The organism is Leuconostoc carnosum (genome assembly GCF_007954525.1).
Taxonomy (GTDB): domain Bacteria; phylum Bacillota; class Bacilli; order Lactobacillales; family Lactobacillaceae; genus Leuconostoc; species Leuconostoc carnosum.
Genome location: NZ_CP042376.1, coordinates 19,282 through 36,985, shown reverse-complemented (window position 1 = coordinate 36,985; position 17,704 = coordinate 19,282). Strand labels below are relative to the sequence as shown.

The following is a 17,704-nucleotide window of genomic DNA, read 5'->3' as shown; positions in this document are numbered from 1 at the left end:
CACGAAAATTAATTTTATAAAGAGCATACTCTATACTCTTATTTTTTTTCAAGAACTCAAAAAAGTGGAAACTCCCAGAATTTTAAATCTGGGAGTTTCCGCTTTTGTCATTTCAAGGATGGACTATTGTCCCAGCCTCTTCTAGTTTATTCTTGAGATATTTTTACTGTCTCTGCAGGTGCTGATACTTCTTTTTATTCTTTTCGACCTTTCAACTTATACTTCATTAATCTCATGGCATTGAAAATTACCACCAGGATACTACCTTCATGAACCAACATTCCGATAGACATATTCATCCATTCGCTGAAGAAGACGCTGGTCAACAAGACCAACACTACTCCAATTGCAATCGCGATATTTTGTTTCATATTATTAGCGGTAGCTTTTACTATTCCTAATGCGTGAGGCAAGTTGCTGAAGTTCGAGTTCATTAAAACGACATCGGATGTTTCGATCGCTACGTCCGTTCCGCTTCCCATTGCGATGCCAATGTCTGCTAAAGCTAAGGACGGACTATCGTTAACGCCATCTCCAACAAAGGCTACAATTTGACCACGTTGTTGGAGTTTTCCGATATAAGCCGATTTGTCTTCCGGCAACATGTGGCCGTGAGCTTCGGTCAAACCAAGTTCGCCTGCGACCACATCAACGGTTCCTTGGTTATCTCCTGAAAGAACGACTAGATTTTTTACGCCCAGGTCTTTTAATTCCTGCAAATTAGCTTTCACACCCGGACGGACTTGGTCGCGAATGCCCATCAGTACTTTTAATTCACCGTCGACCGCTGTCAAAACGAGAGAGTTCCCTTGTTGTTCAAACCGTTTGACATCTTTTTGCACTTTTTTGCTGAGAGTGACATTTTCTTTTTCCATCAAGGCCACATTCCCGACAGCCACTCTATGTCCAGCTACACTTGAAACGATTCCGCCGCCTTTCACGACTTCAGTTTCTTCAACAGGATAAAAGTTTGTTTCTCCAATTTGATTTAAGACCGCTTTTGCTAATGGATGATCTGATTCCCGTTCCACACTGGCCAGATAGCCAAGCGTTTCAGCAGAATCTTTTTCATACAGTTCAGTCGCTGCAACGGTTGGGTTTCCGACAGTTAAAGTACCTGTCTTATCAAATACAATTGTATCCACATTGCTGAAGTCTTGAATGACTTCACTCCCTTTTAAAAGAACACCGTTACGAGCACCATTCCCAATACCGGCAACGTTTGAGACAGGCACTCCGATAACTAATGCGCCTGGGCAACCTAGAACCAAGATGGTGATTGCTAACTCAATATTTTGACTGAACGCCCATACAACAATTGCCAGGACCAAGACAGCTGGTGTGTAGTATTTAGAAAAGCGATCAATGAACCGTTCCGCTTCGGATTTAGAATCTTGTGCTTCTTCCACGAGTTCAACAATTTTTCCAAATGTGGTGTCCTCACCAACTCGGTCAGCTCTGATTTGAATCGTTCCGTTTTCTAAAATGGTTCCTGCAAAAACTTCTGCATCAGCTAGCTTGTTGACCGGAACAGCTTCACCTGTAATGCTAGCTTCATTGATATGCCCTTCACCCGTAAGAACTGTACCATCTACTGGAACTTTCGCACCCGTTTTAACGAGCAAGATATCCCCTTCATCTACATCATCCACTTCTACTTCTTCAAATTCGCCATTATCCATTTGTTTCAAGGCGCTTTCGGGTGCCATTTCAGTCAATTCTTTGATAGCAGATCGCGTTTGGTTCAATGTTCGATGTTCCAAGTAGTGTCCGAATAAGAATAAGAACGTGACAATAGCCGATTCTTCATAATTTTGAATAAAAAGCGCACCAATCGCTGCAATACTAACTAAGACATCAATACTGATGACTTTGACTTTCATTGCTTGAAACGCTTGAATGGCAATTGGCATAATCCCAAAGACAGAGGCGATGATCAAAGACCACTCTGAAAGTCCTACGTTTTCTAAAACAAAGTGACTGAAGAAACCGAGTGCGATTAACAATCCACTGATGACGGTGATAACATTTTTTTTGCTTAATATATATTGTTGCATGCTTTTTCCCTCCAAATTTAATTTCTCTTTTATTGATAAACAAAGTATAAGATAATTGCCTAAGTAATTAATTGACGGATATCAAGTTTAGAAAGTTCTCTTTTATCGTTTCTAAGCACCTCGAATCGGATTGCAACAAAAAAAGCAATCCTGGAAAAATAGCTTTCCTTCCAGAATTGCCTAGTTCATTTAATCTGTTAAGCGGCCTTGACTTTTGCTTTAAGGACCGGATAGCCTACGTTTTCGATAGCTTTTTGAATCTCTTCAATCGAAGTGACAGCTGAATCAAAATCGACTTTGACTTTGCTGGAGTTGAATAATACTTTAATGCTGTCTTTATCAACACCGTTAACTGATTTCACGGCACCTTCAATTTTTTGCATACAACTTGGACAAGACAACGTTTCTAATTGCAATATAGCTTTTTCCATAATTCCTATCTCCTTTATGTGTTTTTATTTTATCGGCAGCAGATTAATGAACACTGCCTTTTCCTCTTTACAACTGTAATATAGCTCACTTTTAGCAAACGAAAATTGACGCATATCAAGTTCGGCACTTCTTTTTATCTTTTTGCTCAATTCACCATCTTAATAGTCTTTTTCTGCCCCTTATTGCCATCAGAATAATAAGAAATTGGTGGATAATCTTGTCTGCGTATAAACCATACTACAATCGCGCCAATAAACAGGGCCAGAGACAAGGCTTGCGAAACGCGGATCCACTCGCCAATCCATAAACTGTTCGTTCGCATACCTTCAATGAAGAACCGACCCACTGAGTACCACAAAACGTAACTCAAAGCGACTTCTTCTTGACGCAAAAGCACTGAGTTCTGTCCCATTGTTAATGAAGAGCGACAGAACACCAACGTGTATAAAAAAGTGTGTCCGATTATTCGCTGTAAAGCAATAAATCATCTAAATCCTGAATCTTGATTCTTTTCCCAGACAGCTGTTGAATCAATCCCTCGTTCTCCAATTCTCCAAATTTGCGACTGATGGTCTCAGGTGTCGTTCCTAAATAGGAAGCAATGTCCTTTTTTGCCATCGGCAGGGTGATGGTGGGAGAGTTGCCCATTTCAGGTTCCACATTTTCTGCCAAAAACAAAACTAAACGGGTAATGACACTCTCCACGGCTACTTGTGCGGTTTGACGTGCGGATTTCTCTAACCGCTGCGACATCTCTCCTAGCAGCTTTAACGAAATTGCAGGATACTCTTTTAGAAACTCTTGTACATCATGTTGTTGAATCATGCAGACAGACGTATCTCGAGTAGCTTCTGCGTATTCCTCATGCACAGCATCAGGATTGAACAACGTCCATTCTCCCGTAAAGTCACCCGGATTCAAAATACGCACTAGTTGCTCTTTACCAGAATCAGACAAGCGATAGATGCGGACTTTTCCGCGATTCACAATATATAAGGCATCATCTTTTTCTTGCGAGCGAAACAGAAACGCCCCTTTTTGATAGTGCTTCGTGTGAGCTTTTCCAGCGATGCGATCCATCGAGCTTTCCTCCAAATGATTGAATATCGGGACTAAGCGGATACAAGCTGAGTGGTCTCCTGCTGCATGTGGTTGGGTGTATTGAGTCAATTCGTTCTCCCCCTTTATCAGTTTATTGTCCTTTTTTTAACTTTCCTATATTTAGTATAAAGGCCCCCTACCTCAAAAAAATTGACTCTCATCAAGAAAAGTCTTTTTAACGGCAAAAAAATAGGAGCTGGAAAGAGTCCCAACCCCAAAATCTTTAATTTTTAAATGTATGTTTACGAAAAACCTAATCTTCATCCTCATCAAACGCATCGTCGTCTTCCAATGCCTCTTTGCCAATGAATGCTTGCAGCATCCAAATGTTTTTATCTAAGTCATTTTTAAAAGCAATCAGTGTATCTTCTAAAGCATCGTCACCCTCATCCTGTACTAAACGAATAGCACGAATCGTTAATTCACGGGTACTTCTGAAATCTTCGATAATATTTTCAACCATGTCTTCTGCTTTAGCGTATTTATTGATGGCATCTTCTGAAAGCATGGAATATTTTTCAAATTCAGCGGTGGTTGAAGCCGGTTTATGACCGGAAGTAATCAAGCGTTCTGCTAGTTTGTCGAACCATTCTTCGTTTTGATTATACAATTCTTCAAATTTTTCATGCAGAGTGAAGAAATTAGCACCATTTACATACCAGTGATATTGGTGCAATTTCACATGTAAAGTATGCATGTTCCCTAAAAGATGATCCGAAATGGCCGCTGCATTAATTTTTGTATGATGGACATGTTCCTTGTGTTCTTGTTCTTCTTGCAATCTTTCTTGGGGTGTTCTTTCTTGAGAAGCTTTATTTTCAGTCATGATCTATTCCTCCTATAATTTTGGTTTGTTTAAAATAGTTTCCTTTGATTTCTCCTTTTCCTTTACTGAATTTAGTATAGGATAGATTTCCGTTAAAAAAATTGACGCTCATCAAGAAAAGTATTTCTTAATAGACGCCAGGCTTCTCTATTAAATTCAACTGAAATAATCAAAGGAATGAGGTCGTTCCCTCCAAACAAAAATTTCATTAAAGTAGGGCCTAAAAAAAGAATAGCAACTATACTTTGTCAAGAGACCTGACTGCTATTTTTTTGCTTGTTATTCTTCAATTACCAAATGTCTTGCCTTGCAGTATATTTAATGCTCTTTCTCACTAGTGTTGCATGCAACACTAGTGAGAAAGAGTATTAATAAGATTAACCTAGACGAATAACTTTACTTTATTTATGTCATACCATAAATAAAAATTGAAAAGAATTTTTTTATTTATTTTTAGTATTTTGATATTGATTGAGAGTTTTACTTATTATGGTTTTTAAGTCATCCATAGCTTTTCTCCTTATAAATTACCCTGATGGAAATGGTGGGAATTAAAAGTCGTCTTTATTAATCTCATAAATTGGAAATTGATTGATGGTTTTTATACCAACCTTATATTTAATTATTAGTTTAGCCAATTGTTCACCGTCAATAGCTTTTATATGTAGACGTTTAGCGGATATTAAAGCATCTTGAGTGTAGGATGAAGTAGTTATAAAGACACCACTATTACTATTTCCTGCACTTCTTTCCTGAAGTGCTCCACTAAAACTTTGGATGGTTCTAGAACCTACAGAATTTGATTTAGCGTATCTTTTAACCTGGATGTATATATTTTGTAGCCCTAATGCATCTTGTTGGATAAATCCATCAACTCCACCGTCTCTAGTTGCTTGCGTAGTTATTGCCTGACCATCAGTTCCACAATACCCCATCACTTATTAATTATAGACCCTAAACAAACATCTTTTGTAAAAAGCCTTTTTTCTGTTCTTTCAACAAATCTAACTTACGTTGCTAAATCCGTAAACGTAATTTGGTTAACGACTTCATAACGTGAATGTCCACCAGCCACTTCATCACCATAGAATATTTCAAGTTCTAGCTGCGTCCCAACACCACCCGTACCCGCCAACATGAGTTGCGCATCATACGGCGTTTTATTCTTCGTTAGTTCCAACTTCACTTGTTCAAACTCATTATCAGATAACGGCGTATCTTCTAGTCGTTTACGATTGTTGGCATTCAGAATGTCGCGCCAGTGGTCATATAGCCGATCAACTGTTACACCAGAATAATCTGTTAGATATTCCCAACCTTCACTCTTTAGCTTGTCAATTACAGCTTGTTCAAATTTATCTTCCGCCATTTAACTAGTCTTCTTTTCTTTTTTAGTTGTAACTATTTACCAAAACGCCACCACTTTTTCGGTTTAGGTTGTGACTCCGGGGTGCTATTTTCAGGTTCCGGTTGTTTGTCTGACGTCACTTCTTTTTCACCATCATCATGCGGTGCCATCGTTAAGGCTTTCAAGTCCTTAATTTCTGCCTTGTATTCTTCGAGCAGCTTTTTGTCTTGCAAAGCTAACCGTTGTTGTTGGTCTAGTAAGTTTTGCATTTGAGCTATTTGCGAATCTTTATTTTCTAGTTGCTTATCCTTAACTGCTAATTGTTTATCTCTATTTTTCTTAACTTCATCAAGTTCACTAATTAAATAGTTGTGGATATCCCACTTTGTCTCTTTGTCTGTTTGTTTGTCATTTGTCTGTTTATTTGTCTTGGTTTTGTTTGTCTGTTTGTCGACCTTCGACCTTATAAAATGCTGTTCTTCTAAAGATAAAATAACTATACCTTTGTCGTTTGTTTGCCTTGTTTTGTTTGTCAGCGACTTTATATGATATTGTATTGCCTGTTTTGAAACACCTAACTCCTCAGCAAGTTCTCGAATTGTTTTTAAATTGTCACTCATGATCTATATCCTGCCTTTTAACGATTGGTAGATACTGTTCAATCGATTTTTTAAGATACTTAGCAATATTCTTTTTCGAATAGTCATCTTGTTTGTCTCTAATATAGGCTAAGTGTTCTTTCACGCCCTTTAAACCACGTAACTCTTTTAATTCGTCATAGAGTGGATAAACATTTTTCTGTAACCCGGACAAAATAGTCGTATCCGTTAAATCAATATATGACAATAAAAACTGCTCCATAAGTAACTTTGTATAGGGGCTTTTCATGGCTTGATAAACCAATTTTTCTTCACTTTCTTCTTGACTGATCTTATCGTCAATATAGGCGGGGTCAGCTAATTTATAACTACTATCATCTGCAACTTGTTTTTTTGTAATATGAAAGACAATGCTATCGATGCTACGTCCTTTTTTAATTTTTTCGTATGTTACGTTAAGGGTTGTATGATTTGTGATTTCGGAAAGCGGTTCCTTTAGTACCCATTTTTCAAAATTATAAAATCGTTTATATTCATCAACTGTATCAGTCATCTGTCGTAAATCATGCATACTTATCTCGGGATTACGGTAACTTTCAACTTGTTTCTCTCTTCGCCCACCTTTAACGCTGTAGTGATTATATTGGTTGTAATTCATTGATAACCAGCGATACAAAATAATTGCATACTTACTATTCAATTCTGCAATATCTGACAAGGCATGTTGGGTAAAATTGGTTTTGAGATTGATTAAGTAAGGCATGATTTCACGATGAAATTCAATTTTTACTTCGTCATTATAATCTGTCCATTCCACATAAGGGATTGGCACAATACTAACAAACTTAAAACCTTTATCGTGTTCTTTCTTAATCTGAAAAAAAGCTTGTTTCTGCATTTTTTCAATGGCTTCTTTAAAGCGAGAATGTTTATTGCTATCATCCACGTTAAAAAAAGCAAACATCTCTCGCTTTGATAAATAAACTGTATGATTTTCTGGGGGATTTTCCGTATCTATTAGAGAAACGGCTAACTCAAACATTTTCAATGGGGTTTTATCCATTTTCGCAATGCTGGTAATTAAAGAATTATGTTCCACTACTTTTCTTTTTGATAATTCATTCAAGGTCTCTACCTGCCTTGTTTCTAATTCTGGTACAATAGCCATATAAAGGCGCTCCTTTGCGTGTTTGGATTAAGCATGAAGAATGTCTGGCCAAAGATAATTTCTTCATGCTTTTATTGTAGCAAATAAGACTAGTTTTTTACATATTTTCTAGTCTTATACATAGTATTTTCTAGTCTTATACATAGTATTTTCTAGTCTTATTATTCTCTAAACCCTTGATAAAACTGACTATATCACCGCGCAAAAGAACAAAAGATTAAAATATAAAAGATAAACTTATAATAGGCTTCACCTTTTTATTGAATTAATAAAAACAAAACAAAAAGAACACCGTTGTACATAATGTTTGTCCAGAGTGTTCTTTTTGTTTGGCATTATTTTAAATGATGGATTCCTGGTTATGTAACCTGATTGCCACTTATTAAGCCAATAGAGACGTTTTAATCTATTTAATGATTATTTCTACGTCACATGGATAAAAACGCTTAGAAGGGCAAATAAGTCGGTTTAACGTTAGAGACTGGGTCCTTTAAAAATATCACGCGTTAATTCAATGATTCGATTAATTAATGCTTTAACTTGTTCAATCCCTTGATCTAATCTAGTTGGCGAGATTTTCGTATCTGGATCTGCTCTAGCTGTCGTTAGTGTTTTTAACCATGACTGGGCTACTTTTTTATTTTTTGTGAGTTCTTCATGATCCAGCTTATAAAGAACATACCGGGCCTCCACATCCGTATGGGATAGTTGGTCGACACCATAATCATTTTTAAGCATGTCTCGCATGGCATAATCCAGCTGTTGCTGTTCTCTGTGCCGCTTCTGAAGCGCTTGATGCGTTTCTTTTAGGTTTTGATAGTCTGCTTGGACGTCTGCTAATTGCGCTTTGACTTGTCTTAACGTTTGTTTGAGTTCTTGCGTTTCATGCTTGCTTTGTAGGGTGGCTTTCTTCATCGTGGCTAACACGCTTTTAAAGCGATCTAAGTCATCTGGTTTAAGCACCGTCTTACCAAAAAGGTTTTTAGATAAGGCTTGTTTAAAATCATCAATTTGTTTTTCGGCTAAGTCAACTTCCGTTAAGGCTTGATCCGTGATTTTAAGTACGGCCTGTTTAGCCCTAATATTTTCTTCAACGTCAGCTAGTTCCGTTTTTAAAGCGTTGAACTGATCATTGTATTTTTTGATTTCAGCGACATCCTCAAATGGTAAGGTTTTGTGATTTAAAATCCCTTGTTCATAAAAGGGCAGCACCTTTTTTAAATGCTGATCTAAATCATCATGAAAGGTTTGCAGATCCTGCCGCGTGAGCACTTCTTTAGCTGATACTTTATCACGTGACTTTTTAACATCAAAAACCACCGGAACAAAGGCATAGTGCAAGTGAGGGGTGGTCTCATCATAATGCACCACCGCAGCCACGGCATTTTCTTGACCATAACGGTCATTCAGAAAATTGCTAGTTGCTTCAAAAAAGGCGCTCTGTTGCTCGTAGGGGGCTTCTGTGAGTTCTTCAGGTAAAGTGACAATCCAAGTGGCTAACGCCTTCACATCGTCTCTTTTCATGCAATAAACGTCATTTAAACGCGCATTGAAACGTGAAAGCATATTTGAACCATCTGCCATGAGCTCTTGATTCAGATAGGTTTTCGACACATCAATGTCTTTGTTAGTGTGATGGTCGGTTTTACGTTCAAAGTGAACCGCTAAACCGGGTACTGCACCACGGGTATTTTTCTTTAAATGCGCCATCAAAAATGCCTCCTCGAAAAGGGTTTTCCAAGACCAGTATAACACCGTTAAAAATCTGGTATAGCCTGTTATACCAAAATAATATTTTGGACAGGCTCTGCGAGGCGCGTCATCGACAAGCGATGACAGTAGCGTTTCCCCTTCCTGCTGGGGAAACTGCTATTTTACAGCGCCTATTATCCGGCTTGTAAAACCTCCGGCGGGTCACGCCGTGACGGGGCAATTTATCATTGCAAGATCACCTTCAGCGGGAGCATGTCATGCAGAACGCTACCCGCGTGGGGCAAGCTGATGTCAGCTTAACCACATAAAAAAATCAGTTGAGATAGTATCTGTATCTATCTCAACTTATTCTGAGTGCGTATATATTCCTCATCGTAATCATCTCAATCAAAAATTATGATCAATATTCAAGATAAGGAAATTTTAATTACAACTACAGCTATAGTTACACCTGTAGTTGTAGTTGTAATTAAAATATTTAACCAAAATCAATTTGATCTAACATGGTCTCACGACTAGCTTGATCCAGGCCAAGATAAGTAAGCGTCATAGCCTCACTTGAATGATTCAGTAAGTGCATGACTAAACCAATATTGTAGTTTGACTGTGTATAGACGCGGTAAGCGCCTGTTTTACGCATGGTATGTGTGCCTAGATAGTTGATACCTAATAGATCACCAACACGTGACATGACCTTATAAAACTGCTTCTCAGTGATATGCCGGTCTGGATGGGCCGTTGAAGGAAATAACCAGTCCGAATTGATATTCTGTTGGACTAGCCAATCATGATATTGCAACAAGTCTTGTTGCACGGGCCTTAAATATAGTGTATTTGCTTTACCGGTCTTTTTATCATGAATAAAGGCCGTGTGTTTAACAGAGCCATCTGGATTATAGATATCGGATTTCTTTAACGTCATCACATCACTCACCCGCAGCAGGGTGGCTTTGCCAACTTGAAAGATGGTGTAGTTACGGCGACCTGCCCGAAAACTATCTAGTAAGGTGTCTTGCACCATTTTTAAGACGTTGGAGTCTTTGATTGGGAGTACGATTTGTTGCATATCTATTTAACCTCAATAATAGAACAGTCCTTGCCTATAATTAGTTCACTTTTGTCAATGAATGACCAATTTGTCAAAAAATTCGGATTAAATTTGCAATCTACCGTAATTATTTATAACAAAAATCGTGCGTGGATTTTTAACAGGTCCCTGTGCAATCAATTGCTTACTAAACTGCATATTTTGCAAGGTCGTCTTCGATTGCGTCTCCGCCCAGCCATCCCCAAGCACAATAATATAATCTTGTCGCAGACGGGGCCAATTGAATTGATAAATCGTCAGCATCGTCAGATAGTTATAAAACCAAAAACCAAGGTAAAAAATGACCAGATTCGGAAATACCGTCAAAAAATAACTCACGGGCTGCGGCACATGACTACTCAACAGATTGCCTAAAAATGGCAAAATCAGAATGGCCAGTCCCAAGTACAAGGTCAGCATATTCGCCAATGTATGACTCTCATGACGCCACATGATCCACGCATTCCATAAGAGCAAGAAAGCTTGTAAGGTAAAAATCAGCCCAATCAACAGGATCAGCAACACAAACAACGTCCCACTGATAATGATCAACCAGTGGATATTGCTACCTAAAATTGTAATCGCCAGCATGGTTAAAAACGAATAGAAAAATAGCGAAAACCAAATACCGTTACCTAGGCGAACCTTATCGCGATAATAACGCCAACCAATATGAGTGGTACTAACCAGCCCCAGTAAAACATTGCTGGAACTGGAACCCAAACCGCTGCGTCATTCACATCAATACCCCCGCATTAAGTTTTATTTCAGCTTCCATCATAAAGGACTCCCCGCGGGACTGCAATCAGGAGTCATTACTTCAACTGTTTTTGTTCATTATAGAAATTACGGTAAGCTAAATAGCACGCAATGATTGACCCCAAACTATTCGCTGATAAGAGCATGAACGTGACCATAATTTGATACCTAATGGCCCGTACTGGATCGACCCCTGCAAAGATTAAACCGGACATCATCCCTGGCAGACTGACTAGACCCACAGTCTTTGCCGAATCAATGATTGGTGACATCCCCGTGCGAATCGCCTCACGCACGATGGCAATCGAAGCATCAAGTAGACCAGCCCCTAACGCCAACCGTTCAAGCACACCTTGCCGCTGGTCATGAAACTGACTATTGAGGCTGCGATAAGCCAGCCCAATTGCGACCATTGAATTCGACGCAATCATACCAGAAATGGGGATCATTTGCGATGGCACAAACTTAATCGCACCAGATAGCACGAGGACGCCGAGTGTTACCCCCGTACTAACAAAAATGGCTAATAACGAAATGGCTAATGCATGGTCAATCCCCGGCCCCCGTTTTTTCGCATTCCAAGCCGCATTGAAGATAATGAAGCCTATCATCGCCAGCGTTAGCCACAAATTGTTGACTCGGAAAATATACTTTAGCAAGTAACCCACGATAAATAGTTGTACAACAGCCCGCACGACACCAACGACGATGTCCCTATCTAAGCCAAGTTTCTGCCACAAACTAATTCCTAACGCGACGAGCACTAGCATTGCCGCCAAAAATAGCGACGTATTATTAACTGCTAAATTCATGCGTGTACCTCCAATCTGCCAGCAACCACTTTCGCTAATTGATCTGCCGCAGCAATCTCTGTCGCGTCATGAGTAATCATGATCGTTGTCACGTGATCCTGCTCATTTAACTGTCGTAACCAGGCGTGCACGATTTGCTTATTATTTTCATCCAAACCAGCTGTCACCTCATCTAATAACAACACTTTTGGTAAGAATAAGATGTTGCGAATCAGCGCGACCCGCTGCCGTTCACCACCGGAAAGCTCGATAATCGGCTGATGCAGGGTTCGTTCGGACAGCCCAACATTATTTAACGCCGTTACCACTCGTTGCGTATCCATGACTTGCTTACGAATTTGGTACGGGAAAGCTAAGTTATCTGCCACCGTCTCACCAAATAACGTCGGTTGTTGGAAACAATATGAGACTTGCCGCCGATACATGATTGGGTCGTAACTTTCAAGCGGCTGCCCATCAAAAATCAAGGTCCCACTTGTTTTAGAAATCATGGCCGCAATGATCCGTAATAACGTACTTTTCCCACCACCGGATGGTCCCGTCAATGTAATATGAGCCCCAGCTGGAATCTGCCAATCAACATCATGTAAAATATGTTGATCAGCGATTTGATAATTAACTTTTTCTAAACTAATCAATGAAGTCATATGCCCACCTCCGATCGCACAATGATCGGCGCCGACAACAGCCGGATGAAAAAGTGCTCAGAAGTCAATAAATTGGACTTATCTGTTTGATGTATTAATACACGAACCTGTGTAGCCATTGGCAAAGCCATATGAATCATACCTGAGTCAAAGTGTTCCGTATAACTACGGAGGAGTTCTAATTGAACTTTTAATTTATCATTATTTTCCTTGATCGATCGTTTTTGTCTAGACATACGTTTTCTCCTATCTAGGGAGTATTATATCATTTTATAAAAAAACAACTCCCGTTATCTAACTATTAGATAATGGGGGCTGTTTTAATAGTCTTTCCTAGGGGTCATTATATAAATAGACCCCATATTACTCTTGGATTTCAAATTCTGGTAATTCATCAATTAATTCAAGGGTTCGCATACTTACTGTAATAACAGATTGCTCATAAGTCAATAACTTGGAATATTTTTTAGTATAAGATCAGTAACTTCGTGTATTAACTTTTCATACTCTGATAAAAATCATATAATGCGATTAAAACAACCCAAAGACTCTGTCCGCCTATTTTTCCTGATGTCTTGTTTAAAACTCTCCTGAGATGTTCCAAGAGTGAGTTGAAAAGATTCGATGAAACTAACACGTTCTAAAATTACTTCTTAAAATTTATAGATCATTATTGAATTTTTTAACCAAACTAACTTGTTTAAGTCTATTTTCTCCCCAGTCGTTTAAAGCAATTACAATTGGAATCAATGTTTGCCCTATATCGGTTAGTTGATATTCAGTGTGATGTACTTTACCAGATAAGTATTCTCGTTTAGACACAATTTGGTCACCAATTAGCTCATTTAACTGATTTGATAAAACTTTTTTACTGATACCCTTCAAACGCTTCATAAAATATGAAAAACCTTGTGGCCCATCATTTATTAAAATCCATAATATTAATAATTTATGTTTACCACTGAACATCGATACTGTAAATTCTTTAGTACAATCAAAATCCCCATTGTTAAGTTTTTTAATAACAGCATTTCGAAAATGATCTGACATAATCCGACTCCCTTTGTTAGTATTTAAGTCAAACAGGTTACTTTAAAGTGCCCTCTATTAAATTTTACCAGTAAGTTCGATAATATATATATATTTATCTTAGTAAACGAAAGGTGTTAATGTGTTATGAAATTACAGTTAGCAATTGATTTAGAAGATGTCCAAGGAGCCATTGAATTAATTCAAAAGACAAAAGACAGTATTGATATTTTTGAATATGGAACGCCTTTAGTAATTAATTTTGGGCTTGAAGGACTTAAAAAAATCCGTAAAGAATTCCCAGATATTACGTTACTTGCTGATTTGAAAATCATGGACGTTGCTTCATATGAAGTAAATCAAGCATTTGATTATGGTGCCGATATTACAACAATTTTAGGGGTCGCCGAGAATCAATCAATTAAGGATGCCGTAAAAGCAGCTCATGAAGCTGGTAAAGAGTTATTAGTTGATATGATTGGAGTTCAAGATATTGAAACCCGCTCTCGTGAAATTGATTCCTTCGGTGCAGATTACATCGGTACTCATACGGGATATGATCTACAAGCATTGGGTCAAGATCCTTTTGAAACTTTTAATATCATTAAGAAAAACGTTTTAAATACCAAAACTGCGATTGCCGGAGGAATTAAACTAACGGCAGCTGAAGAAATCAAGTCGGCTAATCCAGATATATTAATTATTGGTGGAGCAATTTCTACTGTAGATGATCCAGCGGCAGCGGCGGCAGAATTCAAAAAGATTCTAAGCTAAAGAGGAGACTATTATGAATTGGGAAAATATACTAAATGAACTAAATAATAATTCAGATAATACGATTCCCAATGAGCTCTTAGTCATTATAAATGAATCTAATAGGCTTTTTTTAGCAGGATCTGGACGTTCAGGTTTAGCATTAAAGGCCTTTGCCATGCGCCTCGCACAAATAGGAAAGGATGTCTTTTTTGTAGGAGAGACGACTACACCTGCTATTACCGATAAAGACTTACTAATTATTGCATCTTCATCTGGAGAAACTAGTCAATTAATTAGATATGCTGATATTTCTAAAAATATCGGAGCTAAAATTTGGCTATGGAGCACCAATAATAATAATACAATCTTTAGTAAGTCTGACTACGTTACGCTACTTGCCGGTAAAAGTAAATTTACTAAAAGTAGTATCACAAAACAACCGATGGGAAGTCTATTCGAACAATCAGTTTGGCTATATGGCGATTTGTTTGTAATCAATTATATGAATAAATTTAGTATCGGAGAATCAGACTTACAGAAGAGACATGCTAATCTTGAATGATTTTATCTTAAAATTATAAAAGCGATATATTAAGAAAGTTATTTTTCGTAGTGGAACTGGTTCTAGTTCAGACTGATAACATAAAAATAAATAAGCATAAACTAAAAACAGCATCTTATTTTGATAATTCTGGAAGATGCTGTTTTTATTGACTTATGAACAATATATAGTAGATTTGGTATTTCTTTAGTAACAAAATGTGATTATGTCGTTAGGTTATGACGCGTTCTAACACCTGCTCGTATACTGAAAATCCGGACTGCTTTATTTCTAGGGCATAATCCGAGATAATCAAGTATAGGAGTTTTTTATTATGAAAGCTAAGCGATACTCAACTGAATTTAAATCACCAATTGTTGCCTTGCACAATGAGGGCCATTCTGCTAATTCCCTAGCCAATGAATGTCATTTGGCTGTAAAACCGTCACGGGTTGGGTCAAAAAGGCTCAGACCGTTATGACTGACGTGAGTGGTAAGCCAGTGACTCGTGCCGAATTTAATGCGATGCAGAAAGAAGTTGCACGACTCTTGGTAGACTTTTATAGTTTAGTTGTGAACTAATAAATCAATATAAGTTTGATAAAGTAGCTTATAATAATTATTATACATTGGTTAGGAGGGGGAATATGAGTATTATTGATGATATAGCAGCAGATCAAATGAATATGGAGTTTACTAAAAAAGGATTAAGGCCAATATTTCACGTATCGAAAAAAGCAAAATTAGTCATTATTGGTCAAGCACCGGGATTACGAGTTCAAAACTCGGGTATAATGTGGGATGATGCATCGGGAGATCGATTAAGAGAGTGGATCGGGGTTGGTAAAGATACCTTTTATAATTCAGGAAAAATTGGCGTAATTCCCATGGACTTTTACTATCCAGGAAAAGGAAAATGGGGTGACTTACCGCCCAGACGAGGAGTAGCTAACAAATGGCACCCAAAATTATTGGAGCTTATGCCCGATGTTCAGTTAATTATATTGGTGGGATCATATGCTCAGAAATATTATCTGAATCTTGGTTATCAAAGCAAGATAACCGATGTAATAAAGAACTACAAAAATTACTTGCCTCTTTATTTTCCGATAGTTCATCCTTCACCAAGAAATAATATATGGATTAAAAAAAATCCGTGGTTTGAACAAGAGGTTGTGCCAGAATTAAAAGAGATAATTAGTAAGATTTTATCGGACTAGTTTGAAGATAATTTGGAGGAGATTTGTAGCAGTGCTTAGTAAAAAAGAAATAAGAAAAATGACCTTGGATAAACTAAAATTATATGATTACCATAGCAAGATTACTGAAGAAGAGCGATTACAGGCAATTCTGTTTTCCAAGGCATATTGGAATAACTCTAATTCAGTGGCTGTAACTATAAGTATGGAACACGAGTTGAGTACTGATGTCATTATTCAGGAGGCGTTGAGAAGCCATAAGAAAGTAGTAGTACCTAGGGTGAGTAGTGGAAAATTATTATGGTTTGACTATATAGAAAGTTTAATGAGTAAATCAAAATTCGGAATTCTAGAACCAACACAAGATGAAAATCAAGCACAAAATTTGAAGGGAATAGATCTAATGGTGGTTCCCGGTGTAGCCTTTAGCGAAGATAATTATCGGATAGGTTACGGTGCAGGTTTCTTTGACGCAACGTTGGCAGAGTATAATGGTATAACGGTTTCGCTAGTGTTGCCTCCTCAATCAATCCATAAATTTTCAAAGGATACGTGGGATAGACCGGTGAGGTATCTTATAAAATAGGATTTATGCTAAATAAACTTATAATGAATATGTTAGTTTTTCATTATGAGTTTATTTTTTTAATTACTTTATGTTAAACAATCTCATTTAGGTAATTATGATTATTCTAAAATTCTGTGTTAGCTCCTCTCAAATAGATATTTCTAGTAGCCCAGTCTATTGCTTAGAAGTCAATAAATTGGACCATTTTTATTCAGTTAATTAGGCGACATTTGAGATACGATTTCGATTATAAAAATTGATATACCAACCAATGGCTGCTTGGACTTCAGTTAATGTTTGGTATGCCTTCAGATACACCTCTTCACGCTTCAATATTGAATGAAACGCTTCCATACGGCCATTATCGTACGGATGGCCTTTGAGTGAATATGAATGTTTCAAGCCATAATTTTGGCATTTAATATTAAACTCAGCACTCGTGTATTGTGACCCCATATCTGAATGAATAATGAGTGGCTTTCGATGCTTATCTAACGCCATCTGTAAGGCACTTGTGGCTAGCTCGGCTGTCATTGTATCGCCAATTTTATAGCCCAATACTTTTCTCTTCTCAGGATCCAAAACGGTCGCTAGATAGACCCATCTGTGATTAGTCAACTGAATATAAGTGATATCTGTTTGCCAAACACCGCTCAAATCATGCAAGTGTCTAATCAGATTGGGTTTTTGATCAACCGTCACAACAGTTTTGGGTTTGCGATGACGTTTTTGCATGCGGGATTTAATCCCTAATTCACGCATCAATTTGAGTGTCATATACTCAGATACTTTCGGACCGTCGGTTTGTTGACTATAAGCAGCAATACGACGATAACCATAAAATTTAAAGGTTTTCCAAACGTCTAAAATATAAGGTTTCAGGGATTCTCTACGCTTTTCTTGTCGACTGGGCTGCCAATGGCGCCAGTTGTAATAGGTACTAGGTTTGATTTTAAGTGCACTTAAAATACGCACAAGCGCGTGGCCTTGTGCTAAAAATTGGTTAACTAGCGGCAATCCCACATTACGGACTATTTTTTGGCTAGTAAGATGGCCGCTCAA

At 37.8% G+C, this 17,704-nt stretch carries 18 protein-coding genes and 2 pseudogenes; 4 read left to right on the top strand and 16 right to left on the bottom strand.

The genetic code is table 11. From position 1 onward, the window contains the following. Nucleotides 1-194: 194 nt before the first annotated feature. The 15 genes and pseudogenes from FGL89_RS08465 to FGL89_RS08380 all read right to left on the bottom strand — a co-directional run bounded on the left by FGL89_RS08465 (nt 195) and on the right by FGL89_RS08380 (nt 13,599). Nucleotides 195-2,057 carry a heavy metal translocating P-type ATPase gene (locus tag FGL89_RS08465; protein ID WP_006845388.1) on the bottom strand — a complete coding sequence of 621 codons (1,863 nt, stop codon included), beginning with the start codon at nt 2,055-2,057 and terminating at the stop codon, nt 195-197. A gap of 197 nt (nt 2,058-2,254) precedes the next feature. After that, complete coding sequence (locus FGL89_RS08455) at nt 2,255-2,488, bottom strand: heavy-metal-associated domain-containing protein (RefSeq protein ID WP_006845389.1); 234 nt, start codon at nt 2,486-2,488, stop codon at nt 2,255-2,257. A 146-nt stretch (nt 2,489-2,634) separates the two neighbouring features. Continuing rightward, a pseudogene (locus FGL89_RS08450) lies at nt 2,635-2,943 on the bottom strand (prolipoprotein diacylglyceryl transferase family protein); the annotation flags it as partial. Between the two features lie 8 nt (nt 2,944-2,951). Next, nucleotides 2,952-3,659: a Crp/Fnr family transcriptional regulator gene (locus tag FGL89_RS08445; protein ID WP_089997620.1), complete on the bottom strand. Its 708-nt coding sequence runs from the start codon at nt 3,657-3,659 to the stop codon at nt 2,952-2,954. Nucleotides 3,660-3,843: 184 nt separating this feature from the next. Then, nucleotides 3,844-4,416 (bottom strand): Dps family protein, encoded by a 573-nt coding sequence (locus FGL89_RS08440; protein ID WP_019041559.1) that lies wholly within the window; start codon nt 4,414-4,416, stop codon nt 3,844-3,846. Nucleotides 4,417-4,967: 551 nt separating this feature from the next. Next, nucleotides 4,968-5,351 carry a restriction endonuclease gene (locus FGL89_RS08435; RefSeq protein ID WP_006845392.1) on the bottom strand — a complete coding sequence of 128 codons (384 nt, stop codon included), beginning with the start codon at nt 5,349-5,351 and terminating at the stop codon, nt 4,968-4,970. 77 nt (nt 5,352-5,428) lie between these two features. Continuing rightward, nucleotides 5,429-5,785 (bottom strand): annotated as a pseudogene (locus FGL89_RS08425) (type I restriction endonuclease subunit R); the annotation flags it as partial. Nucleotides 5,786-5,817: 32 nt separating this feature from the next. Next, nucleotides 5,818-6,384 carry a helix-turn-helix domain-containing protein gene (locus tag FGL89_RS08420; RefSeq protein ID WP_006845394.1) on the bottom strand — a complete coding sequence of 189 codons (567 nt, stop codon included), beginning with the start codon at nt 6,382-6,384 and terminating at the stop codon, nt 5,818-5,820. Then, nucleotides 6,377-7,531: a RepB family plasmid replication initiator protein gene (locus tag FGL89_RS08415; RefSeq protein ID WP_147000547.1), complete on the bottom strand. Its 1,155-nt coding sequence runs from the start codon at nt 7,529-7,531 to the stop codon at nt 6,377-6,379. Before FGL89_RS08415 ends, FGL89_RS08420 begins: the two co-directional genes overlap by 8 nt. Before the next feature lie 474 nt (nt 7,532-8,005). Further along, nucleotides 8,006-9,241: a MobV family relaxase gene (mobV, locus tag FGL89_RS08410; RefSeq protein ID WP_147000546.1), complete on the bottom strand. Its 1,236-nt coding sequence runs from the start codon at nt 9,239-9,241 to the stop codon at nt 8,006-8,008. Nucleotides 9,242-9,722: 481 nt separating this feature from the next. Beyond that, nucleotides 9,723-10,310, bottom strand: coding sequence for a site-specific integrase (locus tag FGL89_RS08405; protein ID WP_004906024.1), 588 nt, complete (start codon nt 10,308-10,310; stop codon nt 9,723-9,725). Between the two features lie 87 nt (nt 10,311-10,397). Continuing rightward, complete coding sequence (locus FGL89_RS08400; RefSeq protein ID WP_243129537.1) at nt 10,398-11,054, bottom strand: hypothetical protein; 657 nt, start codon at nt 11,052-11,054, stop codon at nt 10,398-10,400. Between the two features lie 92 nt (nt 11,055-11,146). Beyond that, a complete protein-coding gene (locus FGL89_RS08395; protein ID WP_147000545.1) occupies nt 11,147-11,902 on the bottom strand; it encodes an ABC transporter permease in 756 nt (251 codons plus the stop codon). Continuing rightward, nucleotides 11,899-12,549 carry an ABC transporter ATP-binding protein gene (locus FGL89_RS08390; protein WP_147000544.1) on the bottom strand — a complete coding sequence of 217 codons (651 nt, stop codon included), beginning with the start codon at nt 12,547-12,549 and terminating at the stop codon, nt 11,899-11,901. Before FGL89_RS08390 ends, FGL89_RS08395 begins: the two co-directional genes overlap by 4 nt. Before the next feature lie 660 nt (nt 12,550-13,209). Beyond that, the gene (locus FGL89_RS08380; RefSeq protein WP_014333944.1) at nt 13,210-13,599 is read right to left on the bottom strand and encodes a winged helix-turn-helix transcriptional regulator; all 390 of its coding nucleotides are present in this window, start codon (nt 13,597-13,599) and stop codon (nt 13,210-13,212) included. Between the two features lie 126 nt (nt 13,600-13,725). Between FGL89_RS08380 and hxlA the strand changes: the two genes are divergently transcribed. From hxlA to FGL89_RS08360, 4 genes are all read left to right on the top strand, one after another. Beyond that, entirely contained in the window at nt 13,726-14,352 is a 627-nt protein-coding gene (gene hxlA, locus FGL89_RS08375) for a 3-hexulose-6-phosphate synthase (RefSeq protein WP_147000542.1), read from the top strand. A 13-nt stretch (nt 14,353-14,365) separates the two neighbouring features. Beyond that, entirely contained in the window at nt 14,366-14,896 is a 531-nt protein-coding gene (gene hxlB / locus FGL89_RS08370) for a 6-phospho-3-hexuloisomerase (protein ID WP_010386643.1), read from the top strand. 626 nt (nt 14,897-15,522) lie between these two features. Further along, a complete protein-coding gene (locus tag FGL89_RS08365; protein WP_010386640.1) occupies nt 15,523-16,095 on the top strand; it encodes a uracil-DNA glycosylase family protein in 573 nt (190 codons plus the stop codon). 31 nt (nt 16,096-16,126) lie between these two features. Further along, nucleotides 16,127-16,660 carry a 5-formyltetrahydrofolate cyclo-ligase gene (locus tag FGL89_RS08360; protein ID WP_010277786.1) on the top strand — a complete coding sequence of 178 codons (534 nt, stop codon included), beginning with the start codon at nt 16,127-16,129 and terminating at the stop codon, nt 16,658-16,660. A 201-nt stretch (nt 16,661-16,861) separates the two neighbouring features. Here FGL89_RS08360 and FGL89_RS08355 read toward each other — a convergent pair whose 3' ends face one another. Then, nucleotides 16,862-17,704, bottom strand: coding sequence for an IS3 family transposase (locus FGL89_RS08355; protein WP_147000541.1), 843 nt, complete (start codon nt 17,702-17,704; stop codon nt 16,862-16,864).